Raw genomic sequence first — 17,471 nt, forward strand, 5'->3', positions numbered from 1 at the left:
GCCGGCCAGGCCGGCGACCCGGGTCAACTCACGTTCGCTGCGTCGGTACTGAACTGCAGGACGACCCGCCCGCCGGGGCTCGGCCGGAAGACCGCACGCACCGGCTGGTCGATATGCGGCTCGGCCGACTCGTCGGCCAGCGTGCTGATCACTAGCGGCCCCTCGGCCAGCCGCACGTACACGAGCCGGTAGGGAACCTCGTCGGCGAAGGCGGCGAAGTACTTCTGGTGCATCGTGCACCACGACCACACGGTTCCCTTGCCGCTCACGACCGCCCAGGAGGCCGAGCCGGAAAGGCACTGCGGGCAGATCGGCGCGTCCGGGAACCGGTGCCGCCCGCAGTCCGAGCATTGCTGTAGCCGGAGCTCGCCGGCGGCACAGCCGTCCCAGAACGGCTTGTTGCTGGGAGTGATATCAGGCAAGAGCTTCGCGTAGGCCGCGACGTCCATCGGCTCGCCCTTCTAGTCGGCCGTGAAGATATGCGACGTCACGATGGGAGAGACGCACATGTACTGCACGGTGTTGCAATTCTTGACCTGCCGCTCGCCGGCTTCGCCGCGCAGTTGCCGTACCGCTTCCACATGGAGCGCGAAGCCCTGCATGTAGCTCTCGCTGGTATGCCCGCCAGATGTGTTCAGCGGTCGTTTCCCACCATGCTCGATTCGGCCGTCCCGGATCCATTCCCAGGCTTCCCCGCGGGGCGCGTGACCGAAGCCTTCCAAGGTGAACAGGATCGTTGGTAGAAAGTTGTCATAGACTTGCATGCAATCGATCTGGTCCGGGCCGATCCCGGCCTGCCGGTAGAGCGCGTCGGCCACCGCGGCACTTGTCGAGAAGTAGAAGTTGGGGCTGATGTAGCTGCGGCTCAACTCGGCGCGGCCCGCCGTGGCCGCCACTCGTACGGGCTTCTTCCGCAGCCCGCGGGCACGGTCGGCCGACGTCACGATGAACGCGACCGCGCCGTCGTTGATGATGCAGTAGTCCAGCTTGCGCAGCGGCTCGGAGATGAACCGCGACGACAGGTACTCGTCCCGGCTGATCTCCTGCTGGAACACCGCGATGGGATTACGGCTCCCGTTGGCGCGATTATTGATCGCGAGCGGGGCCAGCGCGTCGTCGGGGGCTCCGTAGAGGCTGCGGTACCGCTGATACATCATCGACACGTACGCGCCGGTGGACGTCATGCCGTACATGGCGTCGTACGCCCCGGCGGGATCGGCGTCACCGCCGCCGTACTTCAGGCGCGCCGTCCGGCCGTTCGTCGCGTAGACGCAGGCGACCATGTCCGCGGTGCCCGAGCGGACCAGGGCGCACGCCTCCTGGAGGGCGACACCGCTCATGCGGCCGGTGCCCTCCAGGTCGTGCACGAACGCCGGCTGCGTGAGCCCGACCATCTCCCCGACACGGCCGTACTTGACGTTGATGCAGAGGAGGCCGTCGATGTCCTGCTGGGTGGCGCCACAGTCGGCCAGCGCGTCCCTGAACGCCTCCGCGGCGAGCTGGTACATGTCGTTCGGACGGCTCTTGTCCGCGTACAGCCGCCGGAAGTCCGACGACCCGACGCCGACGATTGCCACATCCTTGATGGTCATGGCGATATCACCCTTGCATTCGTGCCGGTGTGGCTTCGCGCCACGATGTCGCGCTATGACTTCGGGGGCTCTTTCTCAAGGATCTCCACGGCCTCCAGGGCCGCCTTCGCCGCGGCTCGGATATGACGATGCGCGGCCTCCGCCGCACGCTCGGGCGAGCGGGAACTGATCGCCTCGGCGAGTTCCAGGTACTCCTGCACGGACGCCTCACGCCGTCCGGGAATGGTCACCGACAGGCTGCGCAGCGCGTGTATCCGCGTGTGCAGGGGCCCCAGCATGGACTTCAGCAACGAGTTGCGAGCGCCCTCGACGAGCAGTTCGTCGAACTCGTAGATCGCCTGAAGACGCTCCTCGCCCGACGCTCGCGGCTGGACCTTCTCCACGAGCGCGGCGACCTCCTCATCGGTCGCGCGCAGCACGAACAACTCGGCCGCGGCGGGCTCCAGCGCGTCGCGGACCTCGTAGATCTCCCGCACCTCGGCGCTGCCGAGCCTGGCGACGCGAACTCCGCGGCTCGGCGACGGCTCCACGAGCCCGAGGGTCTGCAGGTGCCGCATGGCCTCGCGCACCGAGGTCCGGCTGACGCCGGTCAGTTCGACGAGTTCACGCTCGGTGAGCTTGCGCCCCGGTGGCAGCAGCCCCGACGCGATCGCGTGCCGGATCCGCCGGACGACCATCTCCGGGATGGATTCGGTCGGGCGGTCGATCAGGAGGTCGAGCTTCGGGTCGGTCACGGCCGTCCTTAAGTTTGTCTGACGTACTACAGACTACGTCTGCCGGTATATGTCGGTCAAGGTGAACCACATCACGAGCCACGGCCGCGGACACCGAAATGCAATGCCCTCTCCGCTGCCTCACGATGGAGAACCGAGATCGTTCAACGGCGAGCCCGCCAATGCGGGGCCGCTGGTTTGCAAATGGCACGCTACTTCCCCGCCGCCCTCGACGGCGGTGTGCTCGGGCATCCGCTCCGTGCAGACGTCCATCGCGAAACTGCAGCGGGTTTGGAAGGGACATCCCCGCGGTGGCCGCGCCGGGTCGGGAAGATCCCCCGCGAGGACGATTCGCTCCGTTCTCCGGCGCGGATCCGGGATCGCGGACAGCAATGCCTGTGTGTACGGATGCGCCGGCGCGCCGTAGACCCGTTCCGCCGGGCCGGTCTCGACGATCCGGCCGAGGTACATCACTCCCACCCGGTGCGAGATGTGCCGCACGATGGCCAGATCGTGCGCGATGAAGAGATACGTCAGCCGGAACTCCGCCCGCAGCCGCTCCAGCAGATTGATCACCTGGTTCTGCGTGGAGACGTCCAGCGCGGACACGGCCTCGTCGCAGACGATGAACCGCGGGTGCAACGCGATCGCCCGCGCGATGGCCAGCCGCTGGCGCTGCCCGCCCGAGAACTCGTAGGGATACCGGTCCGCGTAGCTCGCCCGGAGCCCGACCATCTCGACGAGATCGTTCACCCGGCCGCGCGCCGCCCTGGACGACAGACCCTCGTGGACGATGAGCGGTTCGGCGATGCTCGCCGCCACCGTGGACGACGGGTCCAGCGACGAGTACGGGTCCTGGAACACCATCTGCATACTCCGCCGGGCCTTGCGCAGGCCCCGGCCGCGCAGGCTCGCGACGTCCTGACCGGCCACCGTGATGGATCCGCTCTCCACCGGAACGAGCTTGAGCAGCGCGCGCCCGGTCGTCGACTTTCCCGACCCCGACTCGCCGACCAGGCCGAACGTCTCGCCCGGGTCGATGTGGAAGGTGACGTCGTTGACCGCGCGCACCAGCCGCGCCGCCGCCAGCGTCCGCTTCTTGCGGAACACCACGCTGACGTCGCGGACGTCGACGAGAGGCCCCGACTCGGGTCCCGGGCCCGGCGAGCCGGACGACGGCGCCTCCGCACTGGATTTCGTGACGCTCATGAGGAACCCACCAGGTTCAGCTGCCCGGTACGGCAGCAGCGGCAACTGCGGCCGGTCTCGACCGTCCGGAGCGCCGGGGCGGCGACCAGGCACTCCTCGCTCGTGTGCCCGCATCGGGGACTGAACCTGCACCCGGCCGGCATGCGCCAGGGTTCGGGTGGGCGGCCCGGGATCACCGGCAGTTCCTTCCCGCGCACCCCCAGCTGGGGCATTGCGTTCAGCAATCCCGCCGTGTACGGATGCTTCGGCGCGTCGTACAGGTCGAGTGCCGGAGCGGCCTCGACCACCTCGCCCGCGTACATCACGACGACCCGGTCGGCCAGCTCGACGACGAGCCCGAGATCGTGGGTGATGAACAGGATTCCGCACCCCGTCTCGTCGCGGAGCCTCGACAGCAACGCGACGATCTGCGCCTGCACCGTCACATCGAGGGCGGTGGCCGGTTCGTCCGCGATGAGCAGTCTCGGCTCGCACGCCAGGGCCATCGCGATCATGGCCCGCTGCCGCATGCCGCCCGAGAACTCGTGCGGGTAGTCCTTGACCCGGCTGCCCGCGTTCGGAATGCCGACGAGGTCGAGCATCTCCGCGGCGCGGGCCAGCGCGGCCCGTCTCCTCCCGCCCTTGTGCCGCCGGTAGACCTCGGCGATCTGGTCGCCGATGGTGAAGGCCGGGTTCAGGCTCGTCATCGGCTCCTGAAAGATCATCGAGATCTCGTTGCCGCGGATGTCGCGCAGTTCCCGCGCCGGCATGCCGATCAGATCCCGGCCCTGGTACCACACGTGTCCCGCGGATGTCCGCGCGTACGCCGTCGGCAGCAGCCGCAGCACCGACAGGCTGGTGACGCTCTTCCCCGAACCGGACTCGCCGACCAGGCCCACGATCTCACCGGGACCGACGTCGAAGGACACCCCCTCGACGACGGTGGTCCAGCCGCGGTCGGTCAGGAAGTCGACGCACAGGTCCTCGATCCGCAGCAACTGCCCGCTGTCCGGCATGCTCGTCATGACTTCCTCGTCTCGCGCCCGAAGGCGTCCCGCAGACCGTCGCCAATGAGGTTGAAGCACAGTGTCGCGATGGCGATCGCGATCCCCGGATACACGGCGAGCGACGGGCTGCCGCGCATCTCCAGGAACGCCTGCCCGAGCATGCTGCCCCAGCTGGCCGTCGGCGGAAGCGCGCCGAGGCCCAGCAGGCTGATCGTCACCTCGGCCAGCAGCGCGGACGCGAGCAGGAACGACAGCTGGACGAGGGTCGCCGGCAGGATGTTCGGCAGCACCCTCTTCCGCAGGATCATCAGGCTCGGCGTCCCGATGCTGGTCGAGGCCTCGATATAGACCTCCCGCCGGACCTCAAGGGTGCTCCCCCGGACCACGCGGTACATCCGCGGCGCGTACACGATGCCGAGGGACACCATCGCGGTCGTGAGCCCGGGCCCGACCGCCGCGATGATGGCGATCGTCAGGATGATCGCGGGGAACGCCATCAGCACGTCGGCGGCCCGGTCCAGGAGCCAGTCGACGATGCCGCCGAAGTAGCCGCTCACGAGACCGAGCGGCAGGCCGATGACCGTCGCGATGGCGACGCTCAGGCCGGCCGCCGCGAGCGACACCCGTCCGCCGTGCATCAGCCGGCTCAGCGTGTCGCGTCCCAGCGTGTCGGTGCCGAGCCAGTGCTCGGGCGTCGGCCCGGACAGCCGGTCGCTGATGTCGACCTGCGCCGGTCCGTACGGAGCGATGATCGGAGCCGCCGTGGTCACGATGATGATCGCCAAGAGCAGTCCGCCGCCGACGGCCGCCGACCTGTTGGCCCGGAATCGCCGTACGATGGCGCGTCCTCGCGAGACCGGCTCGACGAGGTCGTCCCCGTCCTCGACCGGCGTGCTGACCGGCTTCCGGACGTCTATGCCGTCACTGTGCGTCATGACACTTTGACCTTCGGATTGAAGTAGCCGTACGACAGGTCGACCGCCAGGTTGACGAGCATGATCAGGACAGCGGTGATCAGCAGGATTCCTTGGACCATCGGGAAGTCACGCGAGAACACCGAGAAGTACGCCAGCTTCCCGACGCCGGGCAGGGCGAACAGCTGCTCGATGACGACCGTCGCCCCGATCAGCCGGTTGGCCTCGACGCCGAACGCCGTGACCACGGGAACCGCGGCGTTCTTCAGCACGTGTTTGCCGGCCACCCGTCCGGGATGCAGGCCCTTGGCCCTGGCCGTGCGGATGTAGTCCTCCTGCATGACCGAGGTCACCGCCGCCCGGGTCTGCCGGGCGACGACCGCGGTCGGCACGGTCGCGAGGGAGAAGGCCGGCAGGATCAGATGCCCGAGCCAGTCCACCGGGCTTTCGGCGAACGGCACGTAGCCGACCGCCGGAAGCGCCCGCATCTGGATGGCGAAGACGAGCACGAGCATCATGCCGACCCAGAAGTAGGGCAGCGCCATGAACGCGCTCGCGGTGACGGTCGACAGCCGGTCCACCCAGCTGCCCGGCCGCAGCCCGGCCGCGAGACCGAGGGCCAGCCCCAGGACCGCCGCGATGAGCAGGGTGAGGACGACCAGCGAGAGCGTGACCGGGAACCCCGCGGCGACCGCCGACCAGACGCTCTGCCCGTCGACGAAGGATGTCCCGAGGTCGCCCTGCAACACGTCGGTCAGCCAGTTCCAGTACTGGACCAGGAAGGGCGCGTCGAGGCCGAGCTGCTCACGGATCGCCTGGATCCGCTCGGGTGTCGGATTGCTCCCGGCCAGCGCCACCTCCGGCCCGCCCGGCACCAGCGCGATGAGGCTGTAGATCAAGAAGCTGACGATGACCAGCAAGGGGAACATCGCCAGGAGTCGGACGCACAACAACCGCAGCACGCCGAGCCCTCCGTTCTCTCTGCCGGGCCCGGCCGGCCGTCCTGCACGGCACACGCCGGCCGGGCCCCGCTCCGTTACCGGCGAATCACTTCTTGACCGCGACACCGCGGAACTGGCGGGATCCGTCGACGTACACCTCAAGCCCCATGACCTTGTTGTTCATCGCCATCGGGGTGTTGAGGTGGCACAAGGTGATCGGCTGCGCCGCGTCCTCGTGAGCCGCCCGGAACAGTTGCTTGTAGAAGCCCGCGCGGCTCTCCCTGCTGTCGGTGCCCTTGGCCTTGGCGGCGAGGTCGGTGATCGTCGGATTCGAGTAACCGCCCGGGTTGCTGAAGCCATCGGGCAGGTAGTAGGAGGCGATCTGGATGCTCGGGTCCGCGTCGGCCTTCTGCTGCACCATGATCGCGTCGACCGACTTGTTCACCGAGAAGCCCTCCATCAGCTTGGGCAGCTCCACCGGCCGAATGGTCATCTTGATGCCGACCTCTTGCAGGTTCGCCTGGATGAGCTCCGCGATCCGCTGGTAGGCGTCGAGGTTGTCGGTCTCCAGCGTGAAGGTGAAACCGTCCTTCACGCCGGCCTTGGCGAGCAATTCCCGGGCTTTACCGGCATCGTAGGAATAGGCGTCCGCCGTGAGCGTCGGATCGGCCGCATAGTACGAGGACGGGAACATCTGCACTCCGGGCTGGCAGAATCCACCCTGGAGTTCATTGACCGCGGCCCGGTTGATCGCATAGTTCAGCGCCTGGCGGACCTCCTTCTTGTCGAACGGAGGCCGTGCGACGTTCAGGGCGATCGTGAAGCTCGCCAAACTCGGCTTCTGGCACACGACAAGCTTGGCGTCCTTCGCAGGCTGGTACATGCTCGACCGCAGGAAGGTGACGTCCGCCGTTCCGGTGATGGTGGCGTTCAGGCGCGCATTGTCATTGCTGGAAATCAGGAAGACCATCTTGGCGACATTGACCGCCTGCGGATCCCAGTAACCGCTGACCGGCGTGTACTCGACCTTGGTGTTGGGCTCGTAGGCGGTGACCTTGAAGGCACCCGAGCCTCCGGTGGGCATCCGCGCCTGGGCGGGGTCGTCGAACACCGCCGGGCTCATCATCATGCCCGCCGAGCTGGCGAGGATCCCGACGAGTGGAGCGGCACCGTGCTGCGTGCGCACCCGTACGGTTGACGCGTCGACGACCTCGACCCCGGTGACGTCGCTCAGAGCCTGCTTGTTGAAGCTCTTGTCCGCCCGATGCCGATCGATGTTCGCCTTGACGGACGCGGCGTCGAAGGGCGTCCCGTCGTGGTACTTCCATTTCTCGATGAGTTGGAGTGTCAGGCTCTTGCCCGAGTCGCCGATCATCCATTTCTTCGCCAGCATCGGCTTCGGTTCACCGGCGGCGTCGATGCGGATCAGCGTGTCGTAGACCGGGTACAGGTACATCCAGCTGTTGCTGGTGGTCACCTTGTCCGGGTCGAAGCTCGTATTGGCGACGCTGTACATCCAGGTGAACGTCGCGTTCTTGTCGATCGCGGCCGTGTCGACCGGTGGACAGGCGACGTTCTGCTCCCGTTTCGTCGCGCCGGCGCCGCCGCTCGAATCACCGCTGCTGGCACTACAGGCGCTCGTGATCGTCGTCAGAAGAGTGACGGCAGCCGCGACGATGAGCTTTTTCCGCATCAAGGAGTCCTCCGAACCAAGATGTGGTGGTGAAAAGGGGGTGGGGGTGCCCTCCGATAAGGGGAGTCATGGGTCGTTCGGAGGAGAGGGGCCCGATCATTCGCAGGGTCGCTGCGTCCAGAACAGACGGGCCGATCGCTCGGAGGGCTGCTGCGCGGGCCGCCCCGGGATCACCGCGGCGTCGATTTGTACTTTGTCTGATGAATGAGAACATACGTATGTTGAGTCGTCAACACACACAGAGTAAGGGCGATATACAGAGCGCGACGATCCCGGCCCTGGCCGCCAAAGACACGACGCGGAGCAACCGTCCGCAACCGGACATGCGGCACCCGTTATTAAAGGGCGACGCGATGATGTGGAGAGAGGCGAGGGCGCCGGAAGCACGCGGTGAACCGAGCGTCTGCTTCGCCCACGCATGGGCCCTCTTCGAGACCCTCCGGAGTCGCCTTGGCAGGGATGCTGTACTACCCGGACGTCAACCCGCCCGAGGAGATCCTCTTTCAGGCGCTCCTGTACTGGGACTCGCTGGCCACGATCACCACCCCAGATCACCGTTCGCTGCTGTCCCCCGCGCTACGAGAGATCGAGGACGCCGGCTACTACACACCGATCGACCTGAACAGCACGGACTACGGGCGGCCGCTCTGGCAGGCGCTTGTGGACGATCTTCTGCCCTTGGTCGAGAGATCAGGGCCGGAGACCGTGCTGCCCGCCACCGGGCATCCGTCGGCCGACTCGCCGGAGTTGCTGATGGACACCGACATCACCTGGAACTCCTGGGACAGGTATCCGCGCGAGGTGGTCGAGGAGTTGCTCGACCACGGGGTGGTGAAGTCGGTCGAGGGGACGCGCACCCTGCTGATCAGGCCGTTGATGCGGCGTCTCCTCATCAGCCTGGCCGCCGAGATCATGGCGAGCGAGATGACCCGGGTGCTCGAACGGCGTTTCTTCGCCCACACCTCGGACTACGACGCGTTCCATGTGGGGCACGTTTCCGACCGTGAGCGGGATCCGATCCAGCTCGTCTGGCAGATCGACCTCGGTGCCGTGCTCCCGATCCCGGCGCCGGGTACTCCGATCAGCACGGTCCTGGCCTTCCGCGACAGATACGAGCAGGAGCGCCGCAGGCTGGTCCGTGCGGTCCAGCGGCTCCAGCATGACCTGCGGTCACAGGAACACGGTCCGCGAGACGTGATCGAGTACTCCCGCGACGAACTCGTCGGCGCCATGGCGGAGCTGGAGCGTGCCGGGCTGGCGTCGAAGATCGATTGGATACGGCGTTCGGCCTATGTGTTCATGGCGATGACGGCCTCCACGGTGGCCCTGGAGACATCGGCCCTCGCCGTCCCGCTCCTGGTGGGCAGCGGACTCGCGATCAACCTGGCGACCAACAAGCTGAGCAGATCCTCGATCGCCGAGAACGAGTTCAGCTATCTGCACCTGGCCCGGCATCATTTCCCCACGCGGAACCGGCCGCTCAAACGGCCTTCCTGATCTCGAAGTCGTCGAACTCGACCACGAGTGGCCCCCCGGTCCGCGCACCTTCGTTCGACACGGCGACCCCGACGGTGCGCCCTGTCAGCGGTTGGCTGTCATCAAGGCTGTCGATGCGAAGCCGGCCATTGAGCCACAGCCGGAGACGCACCGTCTGCTCCCGGTTCGATTCGACGCACGAGATCACCATCGTCACCGCACCGCGCTGCTGGTAACCGGCGGCATCCCGTGTCTCGGCGAGCTTGTACTGCTGTTTCCGGAGCTCGATGACCGACCCGTCCGACTTCATGAGGAAGGAATACGCGCTCTTCGCCCGGGAGCCGAAGCAGAACAGGCCGAACCAACCCGAGGCCGGCCCGGAGACCTGCCGGCCCGACACCGAGACAGACGTCCGGGAAGGGGCGGCCAGTTTCTTCATCGGCGCGAACGAGATCAGCTCGTGGCTGCTGTGGGTGCTCACCCTGTAGCGGCCGTCACGGTAGCCGGACACACTCCGGGCCGTCCACATTCCCCCGACCCATCCGGAGTTCGGATTGTCGAAGCGATCGAGATAGAGACGCGCACCCGCGGCACGTGCGGAACTCTTCAAGGGCGGGGTGTCAGAGCCGGTACCCGGCACACCCCAGACCAGGAGCGAGACGGCGAGCACCAGCGCGAACGTCCCTGCCGCCGCGGTCGCTAGGACGATACTTCGACGACGGCTGACCAGCTCCGGAATACGAGGGACAACAATGGTGACGCCCTGCCGCTGGCTCGTCCGATCGAGATTCCGACGGGCGGCCTCCGCCGCGACCGCCGCCGAGTCGACGTGTTCGTCACCGTATAAGCGAGCCGCGAGCTCATGGGCGGTCGGCCGTTCCGCCGGGTTCTTGGCCAGCGCCTGCTCCACGAGCGGACGTATTCCGTCGTGCAGGTCGTCCAGACGCGGCTCCCCGTAGACGATGTTGAACGCGACCTGCTGCCTCGTCGGCCCCTCAAAGGCTTGCTTCCCGGTGCCGGCGAAGACCATTAGGCAACCCCAGGCGAAGACGTCCGACGCCGGAGTCGCGGGCTCGTTCTGCCACACTTCGGGAGCCATATAAAAGACAGTGCCGATCTGGCTGGCCGTCTGGCTTCCGGACGTGAGCACCTGAGCGATTCCGAAATCGATGATCTTCGGCCCACGCCGGGTCAGCAGGATGTTCTTTGGCTTGAGGTCGCGGTGGACCACATCGGCCTTATGGACCGCATCGAGGGCTGATGCTACTCCCAACCCCAGCCACTTCAACTCGGTCCAACGCAACGGACCGTGCTCTTCCAGGTCGGTATCCAGGTTGATCCCGTCCACGTACTCCATAACGATATAGGCGGGGTCGGCCAGCAGGTCCGAGTCGAGGATGCGCGCGATCGGTTCCAGGTCCTCGACACGCTGCGCGGCCTCGACCTCCTTCCGGAAGCGGGCGCGAAGTTCGGGGCTGTCGCGGAGATCGGCCTTAATTACTTTGACGGCGACATCGGCGCCGTCCGGTGTCAGGGCGCGATAAACCGTGCCCATCCCTCCTTCGCCGAGAGTCTCGACGATCTCGTAATCGCCGAGCTTCGCCGACGGCGGGAATACAGTCGGATCTCCGGTCATGGACCATATTGTTCCTCAGGAAGCAACAGCGCCACAGGGATTTTGCCCTGATCCAGCCGCGATCGTCTCGGCCAGAACCGGCACGGCTCATCCCACGACTCGCCGCCTTCGCATCTTTCGCCCGCCCTGCCGAGCACCCCAGACCACCCGCCGGGGACCGGATCGGACCTCGCCGCTCTCGTGTGTTCGCGTTGCCGCCGTCCGCTCCAACTGGTCGAACGGACGCGAACCGTCACGACCGGTTCCCATCGCCCTTGCCCGCCAATCGAGCGACACCGTTTTCCGAGACGCGATATCGCAGAATCCCGACTGATGTCATTGATCCGTTACCCACACGAGTGGATCCGAGCGATTCAGTCGAACGTCTCGTCGAACCAAGCGCGCTTCAAGAACAAAGTATCCACACACACGAAGATCTGTTAATGGCCGACTCGGGCCATGGTCAAAAAGGCATGCTGACCTGCGATGATGTCGACACATGGCAAGCCACGGTGAGCGAGGGGCAGCACGACATCGCCGGGACGCACGGGAATTGGGCCGGATCCGGCCGCGGTATTGGCGCTCCGCACAGGGGCGGGATAAACGTGGAATTGTGTCTCGCTAATAGCGGGCAGTGAGACACGCGTCCAGACTCTGCGGGGCTGCACAGGTCCCAGAGCCGGCAGTCCCCGATGGTCTGCCGATCGATTACCGACATAATCTCCGAAGGTGTGCCATTCATTTCCATGGGCGGCGCTTTCGGTGAACCACCCTGTCGTGGATTTTGTCGGTGACCGGGCACGAGTCGTCTCTTCAGCCCGTGGGAGGTCCGGTATGGCCACCGACGTAAAGGTCGTGCGCCTGTATGTCTCCAGCATCGCCAACGGCACGCTGGACGACACCCCCAACGAAGTGGGCGGGAACCCCCACACGCCCTTCTATCTGATGCTCCAGGCCGACGCCAGCGACCCGGCCGGCGACAACAGGGTCAACTACCGGCTTGTCATCAGCGCTCACTCCACCTCGGGGGGCGTCACCAGGTTCGTGCCCAGAATCCTCAACGAGCAGGCCGGCGACCCCGCCGCCGACTGGACGGCGGTCCCCGGCAACAACAACGGCTATGTCAAGCAGTCCACGTACGCCATCGACGCGGGGGACTTCGACCCCGACGGCCTGTACGAGTTCGTCGCCGTATTGCGCCTGGGAGACGGCAGCGTCTCCATCGCGCGCAGCAACGAGTTCTTCATCAGCTGATAGGACAGGGCGGCGGGCCCTCGGCAGCGGCCCGCCGACCTGACGCATGCGGCGGCTCAGTCCGCTGGTTCTGATCACACCGACGAGCGCGGATGACCCGCCCCGGCCAGGACCCGGGGCGGGTCCCGACCGCCCACCGGCCCTCCAGCCGGGTCATCGGACGAGTGCCGCTCACGCCATCGGCGCGGACGCCGCGACGATCGACCGCGGCCTCGTCGCAGCGATCGGCTGACGGGCCCGCCTGGTCAGGTTTGGGGGCCGACTGGGATGTTGCGCAGCACGAGGTCGCGGCCGCCGGGCCAGTAGAAGTCGTGCAAAGTGACGACCAGGTGTCTGGCTCTGGGGTCGGTGTCCCAGACGACGGCCACCAGGCGGCTCGGCTGGTTCAGCGGCGGCTCGTCGTCACCGCTGCCCTGGAACGGGACGGTGTCGAGCGCAGCGCCGCTGCCCTGGTTGCCGTACCGGTATTCCATCCTCGCGAAACTGCCCTTCCTGGTCCGGGTGGCATATGCGGTGATGGTGATCGACGGTTTCCGCTTGAACTGCCATTCGCTGCTGGTCCGCGTCACCTTCTCCACGGAATAGCGGAAGCCGTAGCCCTCCACCTTCCAAGGCGGCTTCCCTGTGGCGTCCACGATCACGGGCTTGGCCGAGCGAAAGGGTCCGATGTCCAGTTCCCGGACCCGTTCCAGCAGCGGGCCTGCGTTGGACACGGCCACCAGCACTCCCGTCACTAGTGCCGCGCCTACGGCGACCCTGCCCGCCCCGCGCGTCAGGCCGGACCGCACCCGAGGCGTCAGGTGCTCACGATGCGGCGGGCGGGGCTCGATCACCCGTTCTGTCCGGTCGCCTGTCTCGTGCGGGTCGAGCCGGCGGGAGATGGGGGGCCGCGCCAGGGGCCGGGGCTCCGGCGAGACACGGTCGGACTCTAGGGAGCGGTTGCGGACCAGCGCGATGTGGCCACCGAGCCGGTGATTCATGATGTCCGGGGTCGGGAACCCCGCGGCGTCCAGCCGGTCGTGCACCAGGGGAAAGACGGTGTTCATGTCCAGCAGGACGGGGCCGCCGGCGATGCCGTTGTCCCAGAGGTCGAGCAGCTCGCCGGTGAACGCCGTGTGCCGCCGCCCCAGCGGGGCCAGCGCCTGGCGGGTCGGCGGTGTCGCGGTCAGCACGCAGGCCCCCTCGATCGTCAGGCGGGGAACGGTGGCCGTGGCACCCATCGAGCGGGCGAGCACCCGCCCGCTGTAGCAGCAGTCGAGGATGACGAAGGTGCACTTCGCCTGGGTCTCCCGCATTAAGCGGCGGATCACGTCGTACGGGAGGCTGTCGGTGTCGGCATCCTCCTCGGCCGAACCGGGCAGCGCCAGATAGAGCCCGTGCTCGTCGTCCGGGACGGTCAGCCCATGCCCGGCGTAGTAGACGACCAGGGTGTCCTCGGCCTCCAGGGCAGCCCGCTTGACCGCCCGCAACGCCGCGGCTCGTGCGTCCGGACGGTTCAGCGCGACGGAGTCGAGGACCGTGCAGTTGGCGGGGGGCAGCCCCCACAGCATCGGATCGGTGAACACGCGCCGCAGGTCGCGTAGGTTGGCGTCGACGGTCGGTAACTCTCCCAGGTGCTCGTACCGCGCCACCCCGATCAGGACGACCCGCGACAGGGCGGGATCGGGCTGGACTGCGCGAGTCACCGTGGTTCGTCCGGCATTCCGAGGGCCTGCGCGACCCGGCGGACGTCGTCCGCCGACGCGCCCTCCAGTTCCACTGCCACGCCGTCGCGCTCGATACGCGCGACCGGCCGCCGGTCCTTGCGCCGGGTATCCGACCAGCCCCGGTAGGCGATGATCAGCCCGGCCAGGGCGATCACATGGCCGATCTGCGCGGAGACCGCCTCGTATGCCCCACCCATCTCCCCCGGACGGGACGCGGTGGGCACCAGCGACACCCGGCCGTTCCGGGTCACGTCCGGGTCCTGACGCAGCCACCGGTAAAGGGAGAGCAGTTCCCGCCCGTCGTCGCCGTCGAGCCTTAACCGAATCTCCACAGAGCCCCCTCCTCTCGCGGGACGCGCCCCCCGCGGATAACACGGCGCGCCAAGGCGATCCGATAGCCCTTGCATCTGATGATCTAGAAATGCGGCGCGCCCGCCTTGCGTTTTCACCGCCCAGTCTAAAGGCCGGCCCGGGCATTCAACTGGGAAACCGAGAAGGGCCTGTCGCCAGGGAGATCAAATTCGAAGAAGAAGTCGGAATGACGATCAAGAAGGTGCTCATTCGCTCGCCGGAAGTCATCACGCCGTAGATCGGATGGCGGAAGAAGTGAACGCGTACACGCCGCTGCGGTGAGCGATCTGCGGCTCGGTGATGAGGTCGGTGTCCAGACCTGCACACGATTCCTGGTTCCCGGTGGCCTGTTGGTAATCCGGTTCGAAGTTCTCGTGTTGTCGTTGCCCAGCCGTATGACACGCTGGCCGGTGCCAGCGCAGCCGTCTGACGGACGGTGCCCGGCGGACGACAATCGGAGCGGACGGGCCGCACGCTTCGGCCGGTCGGCGGCACTACCTCTGTGAGCGCGCCGCGGAGAAACCCGCCCGGCGGTTTGTCAGGCCTCCGACTCCGAAAGGGACCGCCATGGATGCCTCCCCCCCGTCCCCACCGTCGCCCGATCCGCTGCCGGTGCGGTGGGCGCTGATCTTTATGGGCGCCCTCGTGGCCGCCGCCCTCGTCGGCGCGCTGACGCTCGTGGAGACCGCCAGTTGGCCGGCCGCTCTGCTGGCGGCGCTGGGCGCCGGCGGGACCGCGATCCTGGCACTGCATCAGACCCTGGCCGCCTGACCGGCCGGCCACCCGGATCGAGGAGCAGGAATGGTCGAGGACGACTCCGAAAGCGGGATGACCGCCCCCCGAGCAAGTCGGCTGCGGTCCGACGTCGCAAGCGAGGACGCCGTCCGGAACAAGACGGCCCGGGACGTGGAGTTCGGGCTGTTCTATACGGCTGACATGCCCAGGCTCGTGAGTTTCCTGGTGGTCCAGGGCGCCCGCCCCGCCGTCGCGGCCGAGTTAGCCCAGGACGCCATGACGGAGGCTTACCGGCAGTGGGATCGGATCGATGCGCCCCGCGCCTGGGTCCGGACCGTCGCCTCGCGGGCGTGGTGGCGGCGCGCCGGAGACGACAGGGCCGAGGTCCCTTACGACGAGTTGCCCGAACCGGGCACGCTGCTGTCGGAGCGGGAGTCCGCCGAGATCGAGACCCGGCACACCTTTCTGGCCATGGTCCGCGACCTGCCGCAGAACCAGCGCCAGATCATGGCCTGGACCTACGACGGCTACCGGCCGACCGAGATCGCCGCGCTGCTGGGCAAGGAACCCGCGACGGTGCGGTCCGCGCTCAGGGAGGCACGGGCGGCCCTGAGGAAGAGGTACCCGCGCACTCAGGAGACGCCATGACCACGTCAGAAGCGGACGAGGCGCCCTCCGCCGTCCCGCGCCAGCAGGACCACGAGCGCCTCCTCGCCGACCTGGCCGGCATGCTGCGCATCGAGGAGGGGCTGGCACGCATCCTGCCCGCACCCGTCGGCGAGCCCTGTACGCCGGGCCGGGCCGACGCGACCATCACGGAACCGCACTGTGACGCGTACGCGGACCTGGTCACCGACCTGCGCAGGGCACTGCACGTGCCTGAAGGGCTGGCAGAGATCCTGCACACCGAGCGCGGGCACAGCGATCTGGTCACCGGCCTGGAAGCCTCGCTGGACACCGCACGCGGGCTGTCGGACATCCTGACTCCCGGCCCGGCCGTCCGTGGGGCCGCCCCTGGCCGGGAAGGGACGGACGTCCGGACGGGGCGCACTCCAGCGGGGACGCCGGTAGACCGCTCGATGGCCGAGGACTTGGCGAGAATTCACGCCGCGCCCGATCACCGCCGGCTCCTCTTGCGCGCCGCCCATTTCCATCCCTACCTGCAAAGCGCGAGACGGGAGCTGCGCGACGTCCGCGAACACTTGGCCGCGATGTCTTCGGAGGGGCACCGGGGCGGCTCCCGCCCGTCCGGCGTCGTGGCCGTCCTCGCCCGTCAGCAGGCCCTGATGGCGCGGGCGGCCTCTGCGCTCGCGGATGCCCTCACCGGCACGCGCCGTCCGCCGAGCCCCCCTCCCTCTGCCGCGCTGGAGGAGAGCGAACTCTACGGTGAGCTCCTGACCGCCGCCGCCACGGCCGACGGGAGGCTGACCGAGGAGGAGCTCGACCGGCTCCTCGGGGTACGTCCGAGACAGGCATCCAGCAATGGCGTTGCGCCGGACGCAGCCGCCGCCGACACCGAAACACTCACGCGCTCGGCCTGGCGGCTGGAGCAGAGGGGAGAGCACCGGGACGCGGAGCGGCTGTACCACCAGGCGGCCGTTGCGGGAGACCGCAACGCGCTGTACCTCCTGGCCGGGCTGCGGGAGCAGGCGGGAGACCAGGCGACCGCGGAGCTGTTGTACCGTCAGGTATTCGACTTCGAAGCCAGCTACAGCGTGTCGTCCCGCCTTGCCCTCATGCAGCAGCGGGCGGGGGATCTTCAAAGCGGTGCGCGGATGCTCCAACAGGCCGCCGCCATTGCGAACGCGGCGGTGACAGCGCACTCGCAAGATGAGGCGGCGTCCGGGCTGGAGCCCGCCATGACCGCCGGTGCCGTCCGGACGCTACGGCGGTCGGCGGACGAGCTGGCCCAGCTGAACGACCGGCTGCTGGACGGCATCGATGTGCCGGGACCCGGTGACCGCCAGGAATGCCTGGACCTGGCGGACGATCTGGCCGCGATGATGGACCAGGCATGGCGAGCGCTGTCCGACTTCCGAGGAGCGGACCTGCGCCCGGCGGATCCGAAGATCCACCTGGAGGATCTCGACGGGGTCACCTGGTCGAACGCCACGGCCGTCTCCGGCGCGACCCGATGGCCCGCGGCCCTACGGGATCTGGTGCCCGAGCACTCGTTCCCAGCGGACGATCCGGAGGCCGGAGTCCTCGTCATCCGGTTCGGCGCAGCAGTGAGCGCGAGGTGCTGAGGCGCGAACGCGCAGGCCGCACGCGAGCCGGGGCGGGCCC

General features: G+C 67.8%; 17 protein-coding genes. 6 read left to right on the forward strand and 11 right to left on the reverse strand.

The annotated features are described in order from the left end of the window. Positions 1–23: 23 nt before the first annotated feature. From AMA02S_RS18320 to AMA02S_RS18355, 8 genes are all read right to left on the reverse strand, one after another. A complete protein-coding gene (locus AMA02S_RS18320) occupies positions 24–449 on the reverse strand; it encodes a Zn-ribbon domain-containing OB-fold protein (protein ID WP_067459959.1) in 426 nt (141 codons plus the stop codon). 12 nt (positions 450–461) lie between these two features. Beyond that, positions 462–1,592 (reverse strand): thiolase family protein, encoded by a 1,131-nt coding sequence (locus tag AMA02S_RS18325; protein WP_067459967.1) that lies wholly within the window; start codon positions 1,590–1,592, stop codon positions 462–464. Between the two features lie 53 nt (positions 1,593–1,645). Beyond that, a complete protein-coding gene (locus tag AMA02S_RS18330; RefSeq protein ID WP_067459969.1) occupies positions 1,646–2,326 on the reverse strand; it encodes a GntR family transcriptional regulator in 681 nt (226 codons plus the stop codon). Between the two features lie 120 nt (positions 2,327–2,446). Continuing rightward, positions 2,447–3,514, reverse strand: a complete 1,068-nt coding sequence (locus tag AMA02S_RS18335; RefSeq protein ID WP_084265284.1) for an ABC transporter ATP-binding protein — start codon at positions 3,512–3,514, stop codon at positions 2,447–2,449. Next, on the reverse strand, positions 3,511–4,518 hold the full coding sequence (locus AMA02S_RS18340; protein WP_084265285.1) for an ABC transporter ATP-binding protein: 1,008 nt from the start codon (positions 4,516–4,518) through the stop codon (positions 3,511–3,513). Before AMA02S_RS18340 ends, AMA02S_RS18335 begins: the two co-directional genes overlap by 4 nt. Then, positions 4,515–5,435 (reverse strand): ABC transporter permease, encoded by a 921-nt coding sequence (locus AMA02S_RS18345; protein WP_084265286.1) that lies wholly within the window; start codon positions 5,433–5,435, stop codon positions 4,515–4,517. Before AMA02S_RS18345 ends, AMA02S_RS18340 begins: the two co-directional genes overlap by 4 nt. Next, positions 5,432–6,376: an ABC transporter permease gene (locus AMA02S_RS18350; protein WP_067459973.1), complete on the reverse strand. Its 945-nt coding sequence runs from the start codon at positions 6,374–6,376 to the stop codon at positions 5,432–5,434. The genes AMA02S_RS18345 and AMA02S_RS18350 overlap by 4 nt, the downstream gene beginning before the upstream one ends. An 85-nt stretch (positions 6,377–6,461) precedes the next feature. Further along, positions 6,462–8,048 carry an ABC transporter substrate-binding protein gene (locus tag AMA02S_RS18355; protein ID WP_067459978.1) on the reverse strand — a complete coding sequence of 529 codons (1,587 nt, stop codon included), beginning with the start codon at positions 8,046–8,048 and terminating at the stop codon, positions 6,462–6,464. Positions 8,049–8,498: 450 nt separating this feature from the next. Between AMA02S_RS18355 and AMA02S_RS18360 the strand changes: the two genes are divergently transcribed. Beyond that, positions 8,499–9,545: a hypothetical protein gene (locus tag AMA02S_RS18360; RefSeq protein ID WP_157430673.1), complete on the forward strand. Its 1,047-nt coding sequence runs from the start codon at positions 8,499–8,501 to the stop codon at positions 9,543–9,545. Here AMA02S_RS18360 and AMA02S_RS18365 read toward each other — a convergent pair. Beyond that, entirely contained in the window at positions 9,529–11,160 is a 1,632-nt protein-coding gene (locus tag AMA02S_RS18365; protein ID WP_067459986.1) for a serine/threonine-protein kinase, read from the reverse strand. The two genes, AMA02S_RS18360 and AMA02S_RS18365, sit on opposite strands and share 17 nt — an antisense overlap. 813 nt (positions 11,161–11,973) lie before the next feature. On the opposite strand from AMA02S_RS18365, the gene AMA02S_RS18370 reads away from it, so the two are divergent. Further along, entirely contained in the window at positions 11,974–12,393 is a 420-nt protein-coding gene (locus AMA02S_RS18370; RefSeq protein WP_067459988.1) for a hypothetical protein, read from the forward strand. A 245-nt stretch (positions 12,394–12,638) separates the two neighbouring features. On the opposite strand, the gene AMA02S_RS18375 is transcribed toward AMA02S_RS18370, so the two are convergent. Together AMA02S_RS18375 and AMA02S_RS42925 are read right to left on the reverse strand one after the other, a co-directional pair. Further along, positions 12,639–14,078, reverse strand: a complete 1,440-nt coding sequence (locus AMA02S_RS18375) for a caspase family protein (RefSeq protein WP_067459998.1) — start codon at positions 14,076–14,078, stop codon at positions 12,639–12,641. Beyond that, the gene (locus AMA02S_RS42925) at positions 14,075–14,431 is read right to left on the reverse strand and encodes an effector-associated constant component EACC1 (protein WP_067460000.1); all 357 of its coding nucleotides are present in this window, start codon (positions 14,429–14,431) and stop codon (positions 14,075–14,077) included. Before AMA02S_RS42925 ends, AMA02S_RS18375 begins: the two co-directional genes overlap by 4 nt. Positions 14,432–14,520: 89 nt before the next feature. On the opposite strand from AMA02S_RS42925, the gene AMA02S_RS41890 reads away from it, so the two are divergent. The 4 genes from AMA02S_RS41890 (at position 14,521) to AMA02S_RS18390 (ending at position 17,431) form a co-directional block, all read left to right on the forward strand. Further along, positions 14,521–14,688 (forward strand): hypothetical protein, encoded by a 168-nt coding sequence (locus tag AMA02S_RS41890; protein WP_157430675.1) that lies wholly within the window; start codon positions 14,521–14,523, stop codon positions 14,686–14,688. 329 nt (positions 14,689–15,017) lie between these two features. After that, positions 15,018–15,221, forward strand: a complete 204-nt coding sequence (locus AMA02S_RS41895) for a hypothetical protein (protein WP_157430676.1) — start codon at positions 15,018–15,020, stop codon at positions 15,219–15,221. A gap of 30 nt (positions 15,222–15,251) precedes the next feature. Next, positions 15,252–15,833, forward strand: a complete 582-nt coding sequence (locus AMA02S_RS18385) for an RNA polymerase sigma factor (protein ID WP_218005020.1) — start codon at positions 15,252–15,254, stop codon at positions 15,831–15,833. Further along, positions 15,830–17,431: a hypothetical protein gene (locus AMA02S_RS18390; protein ID WP_067460003.1), complete on the forward strand. Its 1,602-nt coding sequence runs from the start codon at positions 15,830–15,832 to the stop codon at positions 17,429–17,431. Before AMA02S_RS18385 ends, AMA02S_RS18390 begins: the two co-directional genes overlap by 4 nt. Positions 17,432–17,471: the final 40 nt, after the last annotated feature.

It is taken from the genome of Actinomadura macra NBRC 14102, from assembly GCF_001552215.1.
In the GTDB taxonomy this organism is placed as follows: domain Bacteria; phylum Actinomycetota; class Actinomycetes; order Streptosporangiales; family Streptosporangiaceae; genus Spirillospora; species Spirillospora macra.